The sequence below is a fragment of the Exiguobacterium sp. s75 genome (assembly GCF_018617145.1).
Taxonomy (GTDB): domain Bacteria; phylum Bacillota; class Bacilli; order Exiguobacteriales; family Exiguobacteriaceae; genus Exiguobacterium; species Exiguobacterium profundum.
Genome location: NZ_JACSJQ010000001.1, coordinates 1,458,976 through 1,474,930, shown reverse-complemented (window position 1 = coordinate 1,474,930; position 15,955 = coordinate 1,458,976). Strand labels below are relative to the sequence as shown.

The following is a 15,955-nucleotide window of genomic DNA, read 5'->3' as shown; positions in this document are numbered from 1 at the left end:
ATGTAGTCTGACGACACAAGCATTTGAAGGAAAGGCGGAAAGCATGTATGTCAACGATTGAAGCAGTGATTTTCGATTTGGACGGTGTCATCACTGACACGGCAGAGTACCATTACCTCGCTTGGAAGCAGCTCGGTGAAGAGCTCGGAATTCCATTTGACCGCGAATTCAACGAAACGCTCAAAGGCGTGAGTCGAACTGAGTCGCTTGAGCGGATTCTTACGCTCGGCGGTAAACAGAACGATTTCACACCGGAAGAGAAAGAAGAACTCGCACAAAAGAAAAACGAGCACTACGTTGAACTCATTCAACATATCTCATCCGACGATCTTCTTCCTGGTATCGTTTCATTCCTCGATGAAATCAAAGAGGCGGGACTCAAAATTGGAATGGCTTCTGCTTCAAAGAACGCATTTGCGGTCGTTGATGCACTTGGTGTCCGCCATTACTTCGACCATATCGTCGATGCAGCAACTGTCGCCCAGTCAAAACCACACCCCGAAGTGTTTTTGAAGGCCGCTTCTGCCCTTGGTGTGAAACCCGAACTCGCCATCGGCGTTGAAGACGCGGCTGCCGGCGTAACTGCAATCAAAGCGGCAAATATGTTTGCTGTCGCCGTCGGAGAAGAATCGATGCTTGGTCATGCAGACCTCATCGTCGCTTCTACTGACGAACTTTCACTTGAACGCATCCTCGAACGCGTTCACGTGTAAATGGCTACAATCATCTTCCGTGAGACGACGACTGCCCCGAACAGTCGTCGTCTTTTTTTGAGTCAAAAGTCCTAAATAGACAGAATTGCCCAAAAAGAGATGACAAACACATTACAAATCCGTTACACTTTTATAGAAGATATAGAGGGATTATTAGGAATTGCTGATTTAAATTAGGGAATTCCAAATTATAATTGGATGTAGAAGGGGATTTGTGTATGGAATCTACGAATGTCAATGACCACATTTATCGAGAATTAATGGAAATTGAAGAGTCGTATCGTCAATTGCAACGACGTGCCGAGTATTTGATTGCGGAATTGAGTCGAGATAGAGAAGAGAAGGACCCAATGACTGATGCGTCAAAACGCCTACGTCCACGACGTGTGAACCAGCGTTATCCGCTCGAGGTGTACGTTCATCAAGTGACGGATCTATTGAAGGAGCGTCAGACGATGAGTGTACGTGATATTCAAATGGAACTTGAACTTCGTTACCGTCATCACATCAGCAACATTTACCAATTGATGGTGAAGATTGAAGGGGTCAACCCGGAAATCAAAAAAATCGGTCGCGGCTTGTATACATACGAACCGACAGAAGAAGTGGCAGCGACACTTTCATGATCCAGAGCTGATGGGGAACGCCTCATCGGCTTTTATTGTAAACGGACTGATATCCACTCCTCGATTCAAAATGTGATATAATTCGCCAGAGTCTATTTTTTTGAGAGAGGAACTGTCGGCCCATGCTATGGATTGCCATGTTGGTCAGTTTTGTGATGGCCATCTTGATTACACCGCTCGTTCGTCGATTCGCATTTTTCATCGGTGCGGTCGATCATCCGAACGCACGAAAAGTACATTTACGGACGATGCCACGAATCGGGGGTCTCGCGATTTTTATCGCATTTTTCATCGGCTATGCCTTGCTGCTTCCGACGAGTCGTTATAACGATGCCATCTTGATTGGGGCTGTCGTGATTCTCCTTACGGGACTGATTGATGACCGGTTCCAACTATCGGCCCGCGTCAAGCTGATGGGGCAGATGATTGCGACTGTCGTCGTCTTGAACTCGGGGATGCGAATCGAACTCATCAATCTTCCGTTCGACCAGCAACTCTACCTCGGGTCATGGAGCATCCCGATCACCGTCCTCTGGCTGATTGGGATCACGAATGCCATCAATTTGATTGACGGTCTCGATGGTCTCGCCGCAGGTGTGTCGAGCATCGCCCTCGGGACGATTGCTGTCTTGGCCATCATTCAGGGAAACGTCTATTTGACGATGATGGCGCTCTTGCTCCTTGCGAGCACACTCGGGTTTCTCGTCCATAATTTCTACCCGGCGAAAATCTTTATGGGCGATACGGGGGCACTGTTCCTCGGATATATGCTCGCTGTCTTCTCGCTCATCGGATTTAAGAACGTGACGTTGTTCTCGCTCGTTGTGCCGGTCCTCTTGCTCGGGTTACCGATCTCGGATACGATCTTCGCCATCGTGCGTCGACTCGTCCAGGGACGACCGCCGATGTCGCCGGATAAATCGCATATGCATCACCAGTTGATCGATATGGGCTTCACGACACGGCAGGCGGTCCTACTCATGTACGGGATGACCTTATTCTTTGGCATCTCATCCATCTTGTTCGCCAAGACGACGATGCTCGGTGCGGTCATCACGTTCATCGTCGTGTTAATTGTCATCGAATTGATCGTGGAATCGACTGAACTGATTCATCCGAACTATAAACCTATCATCCGTACGTCCCGACGATTGCTCGGACGACCTAGAGCGTAAAAAAGTAACCGGTATCGCGTGACGATACCGGTTACTTTTTTAGTATGTGGTCGTTTCGGTCATCGAATCGTCCGTTTCGTCTGTCGATGGTTCATCCGCTGTCACAGGCATGCCGAGTTCCGTTTGCAGAAGCGCCTGAGCATCGCGAAGGTCAACAGGGTCGAGTTCGTAATAATACACACCGTTTAACGTCAAATCGTTCCCTTCGAGCGTTTCTCGGTTAAACGACTTCAACGATTTTGCGTACGGTTGAAGCTGAGAAGCCTCTGACAACGACATGTTTGTTCGAATGTTCTCGCCGACGGCATTCATGATCCGGTTCAGCTTCGTAAACGAGTTGATGGTCGTCGCCTCGTTGATGATGGCCTCGATGACTTGCTGTTGTCGACCGGCTCGACCGATGTCGCCGGCAGGGTCTTGCTTCCGCATCCGCGCATAGGCAAGTGCTTCTTTTCCGTTCAAGACTTGAACGCCAGGCTCTAGCTCGACATTTCCGGTCGCTTTTCCGGAGATGGGGATGAGGACATCGATCTCGACGCCACCGACCGCATCGACCAAATCTTCGATTCCATCAAAGTTGATGGTCGCATAGTAATCGATTGGGATGTCGAGCAGGTTCTCGACGGTCGCGATGGTCGTGTCAATGCCTCCGTAAGCGTAAGCATGGTTGATCTTGTCTTTGAACGGATCCTCATCGTCGATGATGATGTCGACATATGAGTCACGTGGGATGCTGACGAGCGTCACTTGCCGCGATTCCTTGTTGAACGTGGCGACCATGAGCGAATCGGTCCGTCCTTCCTCGAGCGAGGCGCCGCCATCGACTCCTGCTAACAGGACGGAAAAGTGATCTTTCGTCAAGTCGATGGTCTCGTCGCGACGTTCTGACTTGTCGCCACGTTCCAACGCCTTGTTCGCGTTTTCGGCGGTTTCATTCGCTTTGAAGACAAAATAGCCGAAAGCGGAACCACCGACCAGCAATACGACACCCAACACGATGAGGACGATTTTCCAAGGTGATCTTTTCTTGCGTGGGGGTGTTTCCATGTTGTTTCCTCATTTCAGTCTTTTCTTTTAGTATAGGCGTTTCAGCGTTTGAAATCACGTTCGATGATGCGGATTGTATGAGTTTGAAGCTGACCTTGACCGTTCGTCATGTCTGTTAGCCAAGCGAGTGCCTCTTCTGTCTCTTCCACGGGGACCGACACATGAAACGTGACGAGGTCGGCGTAGATGATGTCATCGAGCAGGTAGCTAGACTGTCTCAACTCATTTTCGACTTTCCCAATCCAAGTATAGTCGACGGTGAGTGTCAATTGTTGCATCGGTAGACGTTCGACGATTCCGATCGCATCGAGTCCCTCGCTCACAGTTCCACCGTAGGCACGTATGAGTCCGCCGCCACCGAGCTTGATTCCACCGAAATAACGAGTCACGACGACGACTGTATCTTTCAAGTGGCGTTTGCGTAACACCTCGAGCATCGGCATGCCGGCCGTACCGCTCGGCTCACCGTCGTCATTCGCTTTCTGGTGCTCGTTTCGTTCCCCGATGATGTAGGCGGAACAGTTATGGTTTGCGTTCCAATGCTCTTTCTTGATGGCTTGGATGAACGTCTGCGCCTCTTCCTCGGTTTCGACACGTTTGAAATGAGCAATAAATTTTGATTTTTGGATAACGACTTCGTATGTTCCACTTTGTTTTATAGTATAATTTGACTCAATAGACATTTCTGAAAATTCTCCTTTCTATTTTTGAATATTTTTTTTAGAATTCAAGTAGGCACATACGCTACTTATAGCGAATGGAATTATAGAAAATCTCTCATGTCCGCTGTAAACCTGTTTAGGGTGGGACGATATATAAGAATAGATGAGGATTAACTACCGAACTATTAGGGGATGGCATCGTGAATCATATTACCGATCGGACAGCTTTAGAACATATCATAACAAATATGATTGAAACGGTGACGGAAAGTAAAGAGGAGATTGTCCGTATAACCGAAAGTTCTGCAACTGAATATTCAGCAATTCAAAATGAGTTGAAAGAATTGACGGATAAAATCGAGTTCTACATCGAGGAATCCGATCGACTCGACCGAATCGTGAAAGCTTCAAAGGCCAAGCTCGTTCAAGTCAGTAAAAAGTTTCATATACATAGTGAACAAGAAATTCGTGAAGCCTACGAACGGGCGAATCAAATGCAACTCGAGCGTTTTCTTGTTCAAAAAGAAGAGATGGCGGCACAGCAACGTCGGAATGACTTAGAGCGTCGTCTGCTCATTTTAGAGGATACGATCGAACGTGCCGAAAAGTTGATCGGTCGTGTGAGTGTCGTCTTGAACTTCTTACGGGATGACCTACAGCAAGAGTATTCGGACATGATGAAGAAGCAAGAGATGGCCATCGGTGTATTCGAAGCGGCCGAGCGCGAACGGCGCCATCTCGCCCGCGAGATGCACGATGGACCAGCGCAATCGCTTGCTCATATTTTGATACGGGCCGATCTGATTGAAAAGACGTTTGACAAACGAGGAAAAGACGAGGCGTTTGCCGAATTACATGAATTGAAAAAGTTGATTCGTGGGGCACTCGTCGACGTCCGTCGTTTAATCTATGATTTACGTCCGATGTCGCTTGACGATTTGGGCTTTTTGCCGACGCTCGAACGCTATCTCCATCAAACGGAGGAGTATACGGCGATCAAGACACGTCTCAACTATCGGGGGTCGCGTGCGCGATTACCGGAGAAACTGGAGATTAACGTGTTCCGTCTCGTTCAAGAATCGGTCCAAAATGCGATCAAACATGCAAAAACTGCCGAAATCATCGTCAATGTCGAGCAGGCGAGTGATGTGATTCACATTCACGTCCGCGACTACGGTGTCGGGTTTGAGTCGAGCACGATTGGCGAAGGGTCGTTCGGGATTGTTGGAATGCGCGAACGAATTGAATTGGTGAACGGAAGCATCACCATCGACTCGGAAGTCGGCAAAGGGACGGTCGTCCGGATGTCGATTCCGATTCCGTGAGAGAACAAGGGGGAAGACATACATGGAAATGACACAGACACGCATTGCAATCGTGGATGATCACGAACTGTTCCGTGAAGGATTGAAGCGGATTTTTGATTTAGAGGATGAATTTACGGTTGTCGCCGAAGGGCGCACGGGGCGCGAAGCGATCCGCATCGCGGGCGAGCAAAAACCTGAAATTTTGATCATGGATATCAACATGCCAGACATGAACGGGATCGAGGCGACAAAGCAACTGTCACTCCTGTCACCAGAGACACGTGTCCTCATTCTTTCAATCCATGATGATGAGTCGTATATCACGCATGCGCTTGAAGCAGGGGCATCAGGGTTCTTATTAAAAGAAGTCGCATCGACAGAATTGATCTCGGCAGTCCGTGCCGTCGCAAAGGATGGGGCGTATCTTCATCCGAAAGTGACAACGAACGTACTGAAGGATTACCGCCGTCTCTTACAATTCAAAGGGGAACAGGCGGGACGTGGCGTCGAGAGCCGTACAGATGACCCGATCTATCAATTATTGTCGCGCCGTGAAGTCGAGGTGTTACACCTTCTCGCCGACGGTCGCTCGAACCGAGACATCAGTGACATGCTCTTTATCAGTGAGAAGACGGTTAAAAACCACGTCTCCTCCGTGCTTCGTAAAATGGACGTGAACGACCGGACACAAGCCGTCGTGGATGCGATTCGCCGGGGTTGGGTCGAGATTTGAGCGTCACCGATGCTTTACCTCGTTTTTGTGTTACAATATGGAATGGAATCCTAACATAATTGGAAAAATGAAACGACGTAAAGTGAGGATATAGTATGGGAAACATTGCGATTTTAACCGACAGTACCGCCTATCTGTCGGATGATTTTTTGGCGCGACATGACGTCCATGTCGCACCACTCAGTGTCATCTTCGATGGCGCGTCGTACCGCGAGTCGATTGACATGTCGACCGAGGCGTTTTATGAGCGTATCGAGGCGGGGAATCTGCCGACGACGTCGCAACCGGTCATCGGTGAGACGGTGGAATTGATTGAGAGCTTGCCGGACGATGTGACGGACGTGATTGCGATCACGCTCTCCAGTGGAATCAGCGGAACGTACCAATCGATGGTCGCGCTAAATGACATGGTCGATGTGACGGTTCATGCGTTTGACTCAGAGATTTCGTGTATGCCGCAAGCGTTCATGGTCGAAGAGGCCCTTCACCTCCGTGACAACGGAGCGACACCAGAAGAAATCATCGCCCGGCTTGAAACGGTCCGTGATTCGATTCGTGCGTACTTCGTCGTCGATGACCTCGACCATTTGCAACGCGGTGGACGGTTGAGCGCGGCGCAAGCGCTCGTCGGATCGTTCTTACAAATCAAGCCGGTCCTTCATTTCCAGGATAAATTGATTGTCCCGTTCGAGAAGATTCGGACATACAAGAAGGCTGTACGTCGAATCGAAGAGATGATGGACGAATCGATTGTCGGAGACGGGGAAGGCTACTGCATCGGCATCATTCACGCCAACTGCCCGGAGCGTCAGGCGGAAGAGCTCGCTTCGATGAAACAGAAGTTCCCGAAAGCACACATCTCGGGAAGCCATTTCGGTCCCGTCATCGGAACGCATCTCGGACCTGGTGCAATCGGCATCACGTGGTATCGTCGCGAATGGTAAGAGAGACGACCGTCTAAGGTCGTCTTTTTCAATGGAGGAGGGAATGAAATGGCGAAATATCGCCAAATCTTTGAGCGTCTGGCAGAAGAGATGCGAAATGGAACAAGACCCGCTGACTCAAAGCTTCCGTCTGAGACCGAGTTGATGCATCAGTTCGAGGCCAGCCGGGGAACCGTCCGAAAAGCGCTCGATCTTTTACAGGAAAACGGGTATGTCCGGAAGCATCACGGAAAAGGCGTGTTCGTATTGAAACGGGACCAGATCGAGTTTCAATTCAACGGCATCGTCAGTTTCTCAGAAGTGTACGCGAGCATGCTCGGTCGTTCTATTCAGACTCACGTCGCTTCGTTTGAAGAGATGGAGGCCCCGACTTGGCTCGCCGAACGGATGAATTTGGCGGCGGGGACGCACGTGTTTCGCATCGAACGGGTTCGGAACTTTGACGGGGAGAACGTCATCTTAGATATCAACTATTTCGTCAAAGACCTCGTCCCTGGATTAACAGAAGAGATTGCGGCTCGTTCGATTTATGGATATATCGAAGGAGAGCTCGGCCTACAGATCAGCTATGCCAAACGAAAGATTGCGGCAGAAGACGTGACCGAACTCGACCGGAAGCGGCTCGACTTGCATGACTATGAATACGTCATCGTCATCACGAACGATACGTTCTTATATGAAGGACAACAATTTGAATATACGGAGTCGCGTCACCGCTTGGACAAGTTCCAGTTTAGCGACGTCGCCCGTAGGTAAACCTCTTTCGTACAGGAAGGGGTTTTTTGTTTGTCCTAAGTCAAAATAGGGGAATTTTAACAGTAAATCACAACGCAAAACTTTCATGTTCAACTCATATATATAAGTTGTTGACTTAACTTATATAGATAAGTTATACTTTGTTTGTACTCATAAGTAACCGTTTTCATTTACAGTTTTCAAACAAAGGAGGACATTCAACATGAAGGCAGATTATCGTCAAATTGCCGCAGAGATTTTAGACGCGATCGGCGGCAAAGACAACGTGGACAAAGCCGCACACTGTGTGACACGTCTTCGTCTCTCCCTCAAAGACCAGTCAAAAGTCGATGAGGCACGTGTGAAAGAAGTCGATCTCGTCAAAGGGGCGTTCGAGAACTCGGGCGTGTATCAAATCGTCATCGGAGCCGGTGATGTCGACCGCGTCTATGCCGAGTTCATCAAACTCGCGGGACTTGAGGCGGCAACGGTCGCCCAGGTCAAATCCGCAGGCGGCAAAAAAATGAATCCGCTTCAAAAACTCGTCAAAGTCTTCTCTGACGTCTTTATGCCAATCATTCCAGCCATCATCGTGGCCGGTCTCCTCATGGGGATCAACAACTTACTCGCTTCTGAAGGTCTCTTCATCGACGGAAAGACACTCATCGAGGCGTATCCGAACTTACAAGGACTTTGGGACCTCATCAACATGATGGCGAACACGTCATTCGTCTTCTTACCGGCACTCGTCGGTTGGTCGGCGACGAAACGTTTCGGTGGGAGCGAAGTGCTCGGGATCGTCATGGGTCTCTTGCTTGTCCACCCGGACCTCTTGAACGCTTGGGGCTACGGGACAGCAGCACTTGAAGGAGAAGTACCGACGTTCGATATCCTCGGACTCTTCGAAATTGAGAAAGTCGGATATCAAGGTCAAATCTTGCCGGTTCTCGCTGCGGCTTATATCTTGAGCCAAATCGAGATGTTCTTGAAAAAACGTGTACCGAACGCCATCCAACTCTTGGTCGTTCCGATCACAACCATCGTCGTCACTGGATTCCTTGCACTCGCAATCGTTGGACCGGTCACTCGTGGAATCGGGAACGTGATTGCGACAGGACTCGTCAACACGTTTGAAGCCGTACCGGTCGTCGGGGCACTCCTCTTCGGCTTGTTCTACGCGCCGCTCGTCGTCACCGGGATGCACCACTTGTTCATCGCCATCGACCTTCAGTTGATCGCCGATACAGGCGGTACGTTCATCTGGCCGATGATCGCACTCTCAAACATTGCTCAAGGTTCGGCTGCACTCGCGATGTTCTTCGTCTACAAGCACAACGCGAAACAAAAGAGCATGGCGTCGACTTCAGCCATCTCGGCTTACTTCGGAATCACAGAGCCGGCGATGTTCGGGGTCAACTTACCAAATAAATTCCCGTTCTACTCAGCGATGATCGGGTCAGCGATCGCAGCCATCTTCATCACATTGAACGATGTGCAAGCAATCGCCATCGGTGTCGGAGGACTCCCTGGATTCCTCTCCATCTTCACAGATAAAATCCTTCTCTTCATCGTCGGCATGGTCATCGCGATCATCGTACCGTTCGCGCTCACATTCATCTTGTCGAAGCGTTACATGAAGAAAGGTGAACTTGAAGAAAACAAAGTCGCATAAGCAATGACTCGGGAGGGAGGGACGGCAGTTCTTCCCTCTTTCTTATTGAAATGAAAACTCTTACAAAAAGGAGATGTCGTTGATGACACAGAAAAATTGGCGCAAATCAGTCGTCTATCAAATTTACCCGAAAAGTTTTTACAGTCCGGAAGGGAACGCGACCGGATCGATCAAAGGGGTGACGGCGAAGCTAGATTACTTGGCAGAACTCGGCATCGAATATATTTGGATGACACCTGTCTATCAGTCACCTCAACACGACAACGGCTATGACGTGAGTGATTACTATGCCATCGACCCGTCTTACGGCACGATGGAAGATCTCGATGAATTGATCCGTGAGGCAGAGGCGCGGGGAATCGGCCTCATGATGGATATCGTCGTCAACCACTCGTCGACCGAGCACGAATGGTTCCAAAAATCATTGGCGGGAGACGAGCGGTACCGTGACTACTACATCTGGCGCGACGAACCGACGAACTGGGAATCGAAGTTCGGCGGAAACGCGTGGGAATATGATGAGAAGAGCGGGCAATATTATCTCCACTTGTTCGACGTGACCCAGGCCGACTTGAACTGGGAGAACGAACAGATGCGCGAGGACGTCTACGAGATGATGCGCTTCTGGCGTAAAAAAGGAATCAAAGGATTCCGTCTCGACGTCATCAACCTCATTTCGAAAGAACAGGACTTCCCGGAAGACGAGTCGGATGGTCGCAAGTTCTATACGGACGGTCCAGGCATCCACGAATATTTAAAAGAGATGAACCGGGAAGTATTTGACGGGCATGACGTCATCACGGTCGGGGAGATGTCTTCGACGACGCTCGACCACTGCGTCCGCTATTCAAACCCGGACGAGAACGAGCTCAGCATGACGTTCAGCTTCCACCACTTGAAAGTCGACTATCCGAACGGGGAGAAGTTCGTCGCTGCACCGTTCGATTTCATTCAATTGAAAGACATCATGTCGACGTGGCAACAAGGGATGCACGGGAAGGGATGGAACGCCATCTTCTGGTGCAACCATGACCAACCGCGCGTCGTCAGCCGTTTCGGGAACGACACGAACCATCGCGTCGAGAGCGCGAAGATGCTCGCGACCGTGCTCCACGGCCTTCAAGGGACACCGTATATTTATCAAGGGGAAGAAATCGGGATGACGAATCCTGGCTTCGACTCGCTCGACGAATATCGGGATATCGAGACGCTCAACATCTACAAGTTGAAGCGGGAGGAGGGCGTGTCGCACGAAGACATGATGGCCGCCATCAAACAGAAGTCACGCGACAACTCGCGGACGCCGATGCAGTGGGATGCGACGACGCATGCCGGCTTCACGAGCGGCACGCCGTGGATCAACGTGGCACCGAACTATGAGGACGTGAACGTCGAGACGGCGCTCCGTGACCCGAACTCGGTGTTCTACCACTACAAACATTTGATTGCATTACGAAAAGAACTTGACGTCTTGACGGATGGGGATTACACGCTTCTCACACCTGATTCGTTGGACGTTTGGGCATATACACGGAAGACCGACCGCGAGGAACTTCTCGTCGTCGCCAACTTCTATGGAACGGAAACGACGTATACGATTCCGGAAGGGTTCGAGCGGGTGAACGTCGTCAGCCACAACTATGACGTGCCTGAGCTCGACGGGACGACGCTGTCCCTTCGTCCGTACGAGGCGATCATGTTCTACAAACAGAAGTAACAAATAGGACCCGACGCTTTCGTCGGGTCCTATTTGTGTAGTCGACCTACGTTGTTTTAGATAAGTCGTATCGCATTTATATAGCCGTTTTGGTAGCGTGATGACAAAAAGGAGTCAGGTCATGGGAGAACTTATTGTCGCTCAGGCAGGAAAACGGGCCATCCGCTTCGGTATCTGCCAACGCTGTCTCAGCACGGACGTCCGGACGTTCACCTGTCATCACGGAAGTTGTGCCTATTGTCGAAATTGTCTATACCTCGGGCGTGTCTGTCGCTGTGATTTTCTACAAGAACGGGACATCACGACTCCACTTGAAACGACGGAACTGACGATGCCGTTCGAGCTCGCCCCCGACCAAACACGGGTCGCAAATCAATTGCTCACGTGGTGGGACGGACAAAAGACGGGGCTCGTACATGCGGTATGCGGCGCCGGGAAGACGGAGATGACGTTCCCGGTAATTGAGCGGGTCGTCAATGCAGGGAAGCGGGTTTTGATCGTGTCCCCGAGGAAAGACGTCGCCATCGAATGGGTCGAACGGCTCGAACGAGCATTCACCGTGCCTGTCACGAGACGATACGGGGGAGGGGAGAAAGACTCCGTCGGGATGATCACGGTGGCGACCGCGCCGTTACTCATGAATGTTCGGGACGTCTTCGATTATGTGCTCGTCGATGAGTCCGATGCTTTCCCGTTTGCCTTTGACATCGCGTTATGGAATACGATTCGTCGGGTCGGGAGAGGTGTCTTCTTGTTCATCACGGCAACCCCGACCGTTTGGCAACAGATGTTTCCAACGGTTCATCTGTCGCGGCGCTATCACGGATTTGATTTGCCGGTCCCGACACTTGTCAAACAGTCCGACGAACGAATCGTAGATTTCTGTCGACGTCACGCCTTGAAACCACGTCTCTTGTTCGTACCGACGAAGCCTGATTTGGAGCGGTATCGCGAGATGTTAGAAGGTGCGGGACTCGCATGTCGGACGGTATCGGCTGAGACCGAGGAGCGGACTGACGCCCTTCACTGGCTCCAAGAGACAAAGGGCGTCGTCCTTGCAACCTCCATCTGGGAACGGGGGATGACGGTTCGGGACGTGCAGGTCGGGGTACTCGAGAGCGAGCATCGGCTCTTCTCGACACGGGGACTCATTCAGATGGCAGGACGGGCGGGGCGGAAACCGGAAGCGCCGACAGGAGAGGTCTGTTTCTTTTACAGGGAGCGGACGTTCCGTCAAGATGTTGCCATACGGAAGATCAAGGAGGCGAATCGGCGATGAGATGTCTTATTTGTCATGAGTCGATGACCGTCCCGTGGACTCCTGCCACATTATGGCGACGAAACTGGGTGTGTCCTTCTTGCGAGTCGAAACTGACGCCGCTCGGTACGGGTTGCCCGCGCTGCGGTCAACCGAATGAGACCGGTGAGACGTGTCCGGACTGCATCCGCTGGCTCGCGCTCGGTCTCGATTTGACCGTCCGTTGCCTGTACGCATACGATGAGGCAGGAATTGACTGGCTACATCGATTTAAATTCAGCGGGGATGTCGTCATTGCCTCATCGGTCGCGCCAGCGCTTCGGGCATCGCGTTCATCTGGCGTGACGTATGTTCCGATCCCGTTGAGTAAGGAGCGGCTTCAGACACGTCGCTTCAATCAGGCCGAGGTGCTCGCGCGATGTATCGGTCCAACGCGACAGTTTCTCGAAAAAACGGAGGTTTCAAGTCAACGTGAACTCGGGAAAGAAGGAAGACGACACCGAACGAATCCTTTCACTGTACCAACTTCAGTGAAATGTGGGAAAATCATTCTTATAGACGACGTCTATACGACGGGGACGACCCTTCATCAGGCGGCATTTTCGTTGCGACAGGCAGGTGCATCAGAAGTTTCTGCGATTTGCTTATTTCGGGCGCTAAACAAATCGAAATCGCGTCCGATATAAAGAGCAGAGGTGAAACCAATGGATGCAGCATCTTGCCAAATGTGTGGACGCTTGTTTATGAAACAGGGTCGTTCACCGTACTGTCCATCATGTAACGAAGTCGATTATAAAAACTTCTTGAAAGTCCGCGACTTCATTCGTGAACCGGCCAACAAACAAACGACCATCGGAGCCCTCGTCGAAGCGACGGGTGTCTCTGAACTTGATATCACGCGATATATCCATGAAGGACGCTTGATCATTAAGGACAATCCGGCGCTTGCCATCAGCTGCGTCCGTTGTGGTCAACCGACGAACGAAGGAAAAATTTGTTCGAACTGCCAGAGAGATATGCAGAAGGAACTGTCCAGTCTACAGGAGAGCTTGACGAAACAATCAAGCATCCGCACTTATCGTTTGGATTAACATCATGAAGAGGGGGAAGACGCATGCGCATCGATTCAGCCAAGTGGGTACACTTACCGAACACTTATGAAAAGAAAACGCAAGTCGAACCGAAGCCCGCGCAATCACGCCAAACGGACCAATTGTCAATCTCGGCGGAAGCCCGCGCCCGGTTTGAAGAACCGGTGAAACATCCGGACCGTCTCGCAAAAATCGACGCTTTGAAAGCAGAGATTGATGCGGGCACGTATTCACGGGACGCGCGCGAAATCGCTAAACGCTTTCTACAAGGATGAATGGAAGCGAGGTCCGTTTGAGGCCTTCGCACTGAATAACACGGCACGGAAGCTGACTAAATAAGGGGCACCCCTTTCTTTAGTCGGCTCTTTTTTTGAAAAAAGGAGAGACTCATGCTCACATTACATAAACGGTTACTCGAATTGGCTTACGCGAAAGAACAGCAACTCATTCAAAATGACATGGTGGCATTTAGCACGCTCGTCAAAGAAGAAGCGAAACTTGTCCGACAAATTTCACAAAAAGAAGCGGAACGACTTCAAGGGACGTATGAATTGGACGATGAAGAGATAGAGGAATTGAGACCGGTCTTGTTCGAGTTGAAGCGACAGAACGAATTGAACGCGACGCTACTCGAACAATCCCTTCGTTATATTACTTGGCATCTGGATATGCTCATGCCGGAAGCAGATGATTTTACATACGGACAACAAGCGTTCGAAACACGCTCGTTCAGCCGTGACGTTTAAGGAGGAAGTGGAATGGGTTCAACATTTATGGGATTAGAGACGGCACGCCGCAGTCTCTCGACACACCAATGGGCGCTTCAAGCGACCGGGAATAACGTGGCGAACGCCTCAAACCCTGGCTATTCACGGCAACGACTCACACTCGGGATGACCGAACAGCTCTCGGTCAACTTCGGCGGGACGAAAGCCGGACAATTCGGGACAGGTGTACGCGGGGAGACACTCGCCCGAATTCGCGATCTCATGATCGATCAACAGTATCGTGATGAGTCGGTGAAGAACGCCTTCTATGCGACGAAAGAAGCGGCGTTCGGCCGGATGGAAGACATCATCAACGAACCGTCTGAGAACGGACTCGCTAAATCGCTCGACTTGTTCTGGGCGTCACTTCAAGACTTGTCGGTCAACCCGGATGATACGGGTGCGCGAAGCGTGGTTCGGCAACGAGCGTTGACGTTGACACAAACGTTCAACTACATGTCTTCTTCGTTATCGAAAGTACAAGAGGACTTGAAAGCAGAAGCGGGCGTCGTCACGAAAAAAATCAACGACTTGTTGACGAAAATTGGTGACGTCAACCGTCAAATCGGTGATGCAGAGCCTCTTGGTGTTCTGCCAAATGAATTGTATGATGAGCGCGATCGCTACATGGACGAGTTGTCGCAATACATTGAATTCGAACGTGTGCCTGTTGATTACACGAACGGCGAAACACGTGGAAACTCGCAACGTGTCGCGGAAGGACGGATTGATATCCGAATTTCCGTGCCTGGAACACCGACTCCAACAAAGATTACGTTAGTGGATGGACTAACAGGCGGAGTTGGGAAAATTAACGACATGGAGATCACAGATGCGGCCGCAGGAACGACAACGCTCGTCTTTGACGATTTACCAAATGGGAAGTTGAAAGCGCTCGTTGATATGTACGGTTCAGCTACGGGAACAGAAACGCACGATGGAGCCTTTACCAAGATGTTGAAGGATTTAGACGTCATGGCAAAAGAGTTCACGACGGCATTTAATGATTTGCATAAGACTTTTTACGATGGGAATGTTCAAGATAATCCCCGTCAAAAAGGTATCGATTTCTTTATTGTCGGCGATGCGAAGACCGTAACGGTCAATCCGACAATTTTATCGAACTTGAACTTGATCGCCATCTCAAAAGACCAAAACATCGGAGACGGTAGCGGGGCTCTTGACTTGGCAAACTTAAAAAATGCGCAAATCACATTTACGGGTGGTTCATCCACTGCGACGACTTCCATCGGGAAATACTATCAAAACGTCATCGGGAACATGGCTGTCGAGGCGAGCCAGAACGGAAACCTCGCCAAGAGTACATTCGCCCTGTTGAGCAGTTCAGACCAGCGTCGTCAGTCGGTCAGTGCCGTCTCGCTCGATGAAGAGATGACGATGATGATCCAGTATCAGCACGCTTATAACGCGGCGGCACGTAACATCACGGCCGTCGATGAAATGTTAGATAAAATCATTAACGGCATGGGTGTCGTAGGGAGGTAATG

At 50.5% G+C, this 15,955-nt stretch carries 17 protein-coding genes; 15 read left to right on the top strand and 2 right to left on the bottom strand.

The window, feature by feature from the left end; translation table 11 throughout:
* Window positions 1-47: 47 nt before the first annotated feature.
* The 3 genes from pgmB to KNO68_RS07605 all read left to right on the top strand — a co-directional run bounded on the left by pgmB (window position 48) and on the right by KNO68_RS07605 (window position 2,514).
* Window positions 48-713 (top strand): beta-phosphoglucomutase, encoded by a 666-nt coding sequence (pgmB, locus tag KNO68_RS07615; protein WP_012726996.1) that lies wholly within the window; start codon window positions 48-50, stop codon window positions 711-713.
* A 218-nt stretch (window positions 714-931) separates the two neighbouring features.
* A complete protein-coding gene (locus tag KNO68_RS07610) occupies window positions 932-1,339 on the top strand; it encodes a Rok-like winged helix domain-containing protein (RefSeq protein WP_215112270.1) in 408 nt (135 codons plus the stop codon).
* A gap of 122 nt (window positions 1,340-1,461) precedes the next feature.
* Window positions 1,462-2,514 (top strand): glycosyltransferase family 4 protein, encoded by a 1,053-nt coding sequence (locus tag KNO68_RS07605; RefSeq protein WP_078147360.1) that lies wholly within the window; start codon window positions 1,462-1,464, stop codon window positions 2,512-2,514.
* Window positions 2,515-2,553: 39 nt separating this feature from the next.
* Here KNO68_RS07605 and KNO68_RS07600 read toward each other — a convergent pair whose 3' ends face one another.
* Both KNO68_RS07600 and KNO68_RS07595 read right to left on the bottom strand, forming a co-directional pair.
* Window positions 2,554-3,561 carry an LCP family protein gene (locus KNO68_RS07600; RefSeq protein WP_215112269.1) on the bottom strand — a complete coding sequence of 336 codons (1,008 nt, stop codon included), beginning with the start codon at window positions 3,559-3,561 and terminating at the stop codon, window positions 2,554-2,556.
* Between the two features lie 41 nt (window positions 3,562-3,602).
* Window positions 3,603-4,244, bottom strand: coding sequence for a YigZ family protein (locus KNO68_RS07595; RefSeq protein ID WP_012726992.1), 642 nt, complete (start codon window positions 4,242-4,244; stop codon window positions 3,603-3,605).
* Between the two features lie 179 nt (window positions 4,245-4,423).
* Here KNO68_RS07595 and KNO68_RS15105 point away from each other — a divergent pair, with 179 nt between their 5' ends.
* From KNO68_RS15105 to flgK, 12 genes are all read left to right on the top strand, one after another.
* Window positions 4,424-5,548 carry a sensor histidine kinase gene (locus KNO68_RS15105; RefSeq protein WP_214683811.1) on the top strand — a complete coding sequence of 375 codons (1,125 nt, stop codon included), beginning with the start codon at window positions 4,424-4,426 and terminating at the stop codon, window positions 5,546-5,548.
* Between the two features lie 22 nt (window positions 5,549-5,570).
* Window positions 5,571-6,263 (top strand): response regulator transcription factor, encoded by a 693-nt coding sequence (locus KNO68_RS07585; protein ID WP_285222494.1) that lies wholly within the window; start codon window positions 5,571-5,573, stop codon window positions 6,261-6,263.
* A 95-nt stretch (window positions 6,264-6,358) separates the two neighbouring features.
* Window positions 6,359-7,207, top strand: coding sequence for a DegV family protein (locus KNO68_RS07580; protein WP_214683813.1), 849 nt, complete (start codon window positions 6,359-6,361; stop codon window positions 7,205-7,207).
* Between the two features lie 48 nt (window positions 7,208-7,255).
* Window positions 7,256-7,963, top strand: coding sequence for a trehalose operon repressor (treR, locus tag KNO68_RS07575; RefSeq protein WP_214683815.1), 708 nt, complete (start codon window positions 7,256-7,258; stop codon window positions 7,961-7,963).
* A gap of 202 nt (window positions 7,964-8,165) precedes the next feature.
* Complete coding sequence (gene treP, locus KNO68_RS07570; protein ID WP_215112268.1) at window positions 8,166-9,614, top strand: PTS system trehalose-specific EIIBC component; 1,449 nt, start codon at window positions 8,166-8,168, stop codon at window positions 9,612-9,614.
* Between the two features lie 82 nt (window positions 9,615-9,696).
* On the top strand, window positions 9,697-11,331 hold the full coding sequence (treC, locus tag KNO68_RS07565) for an alpha,alpha-phosphotrehalase (protein WP_215112267.1): 1,635 nt from the start codon (window positions 9,697-9,699) through the stop codon (window positions 11,329-11,331).
* Between the two features lie 121 nt (window positions 11,332-11,452).
* Window positions 11,453-12,610, top strand: a complete 1,158-nt coding sequence (locus KNO68_RS07560) for a DEAD/DEAH box helicase family protein (protein WP_215112266.1) — start codon at window positions 11,453-11,455, stop codon at window positions 12,608-12,610.
* The gene (locus KNO68_RS07555) at window positions 12,607-13,275 is read left to right on the top strand and encodes a ComFC family protein (RefSeq protein WP_215112265.1); all 669 of its coding nucleotides are present in this window, start codon (window positions 12,607-12,609) and stop codon (window positions 13,273-13,275) included. The genes KNO68_RS07560 and KNO68_RS07555 overlap by 4 nt, the downstream gene beginning before the upstream one ends.
* Window positions 13,276-13,332: 57 nt before the next feature.
* Window positions 13,333-13,680, top strand: a complete 348-nt coding sequence (locus KNO68_RS07550) for a flagellar protein (RefSeq protein WP_240499843.1) — start codon at window positions 13,333-13,335, stop codon at window positions 13,678-13,680.
* 23 nt (window positions 13,681-13,703) lie between these two features.
* Window positions 13,704-13,955 carry a flagellar biosynthesis anti-sigma factor FlgM gene (locus KNO68_RS07545; RefSeq protein ID WP_012726982.1) on the top strand — a complete coding sequence of 84 codons (252 nt, stop codon included), beginning with the start codon at window positions 13,704-13,706 and terminating at the stop codon, window positions 13,953-13,955.
* A gap of 114 nt (window positions 13,956-14,069) precedes the next feature.
* Complete coding sequence (gene flgN / locus KNO68_RS07540; RefSeq protein ID WP_074036203.1) at window positions 14,070-14,426, top strand: flagellar export chaperone FlgN; 357 nt, start codon at window positions 14,070-14,072, stop codon at window positions 14,424-14,426.
* A gap of 12 nt (window positions 14,427-14,438) precedes the next feature.
* The gene (gene flgK, locus KNO68_RS07535) at window positions 14,439-15,953 is read left to right on the top strand and encodes a flagellar hook-associated protein FlgK (protein WP_214687247.1); all 1,515 of its coding nucleotides are present in this window, start codon (window positions 14,439-14,441) and stop codon (window positions 15,951-15,953) included.
* Window positions 15,954-15,955: the final 2 nt, after the last annotated feature.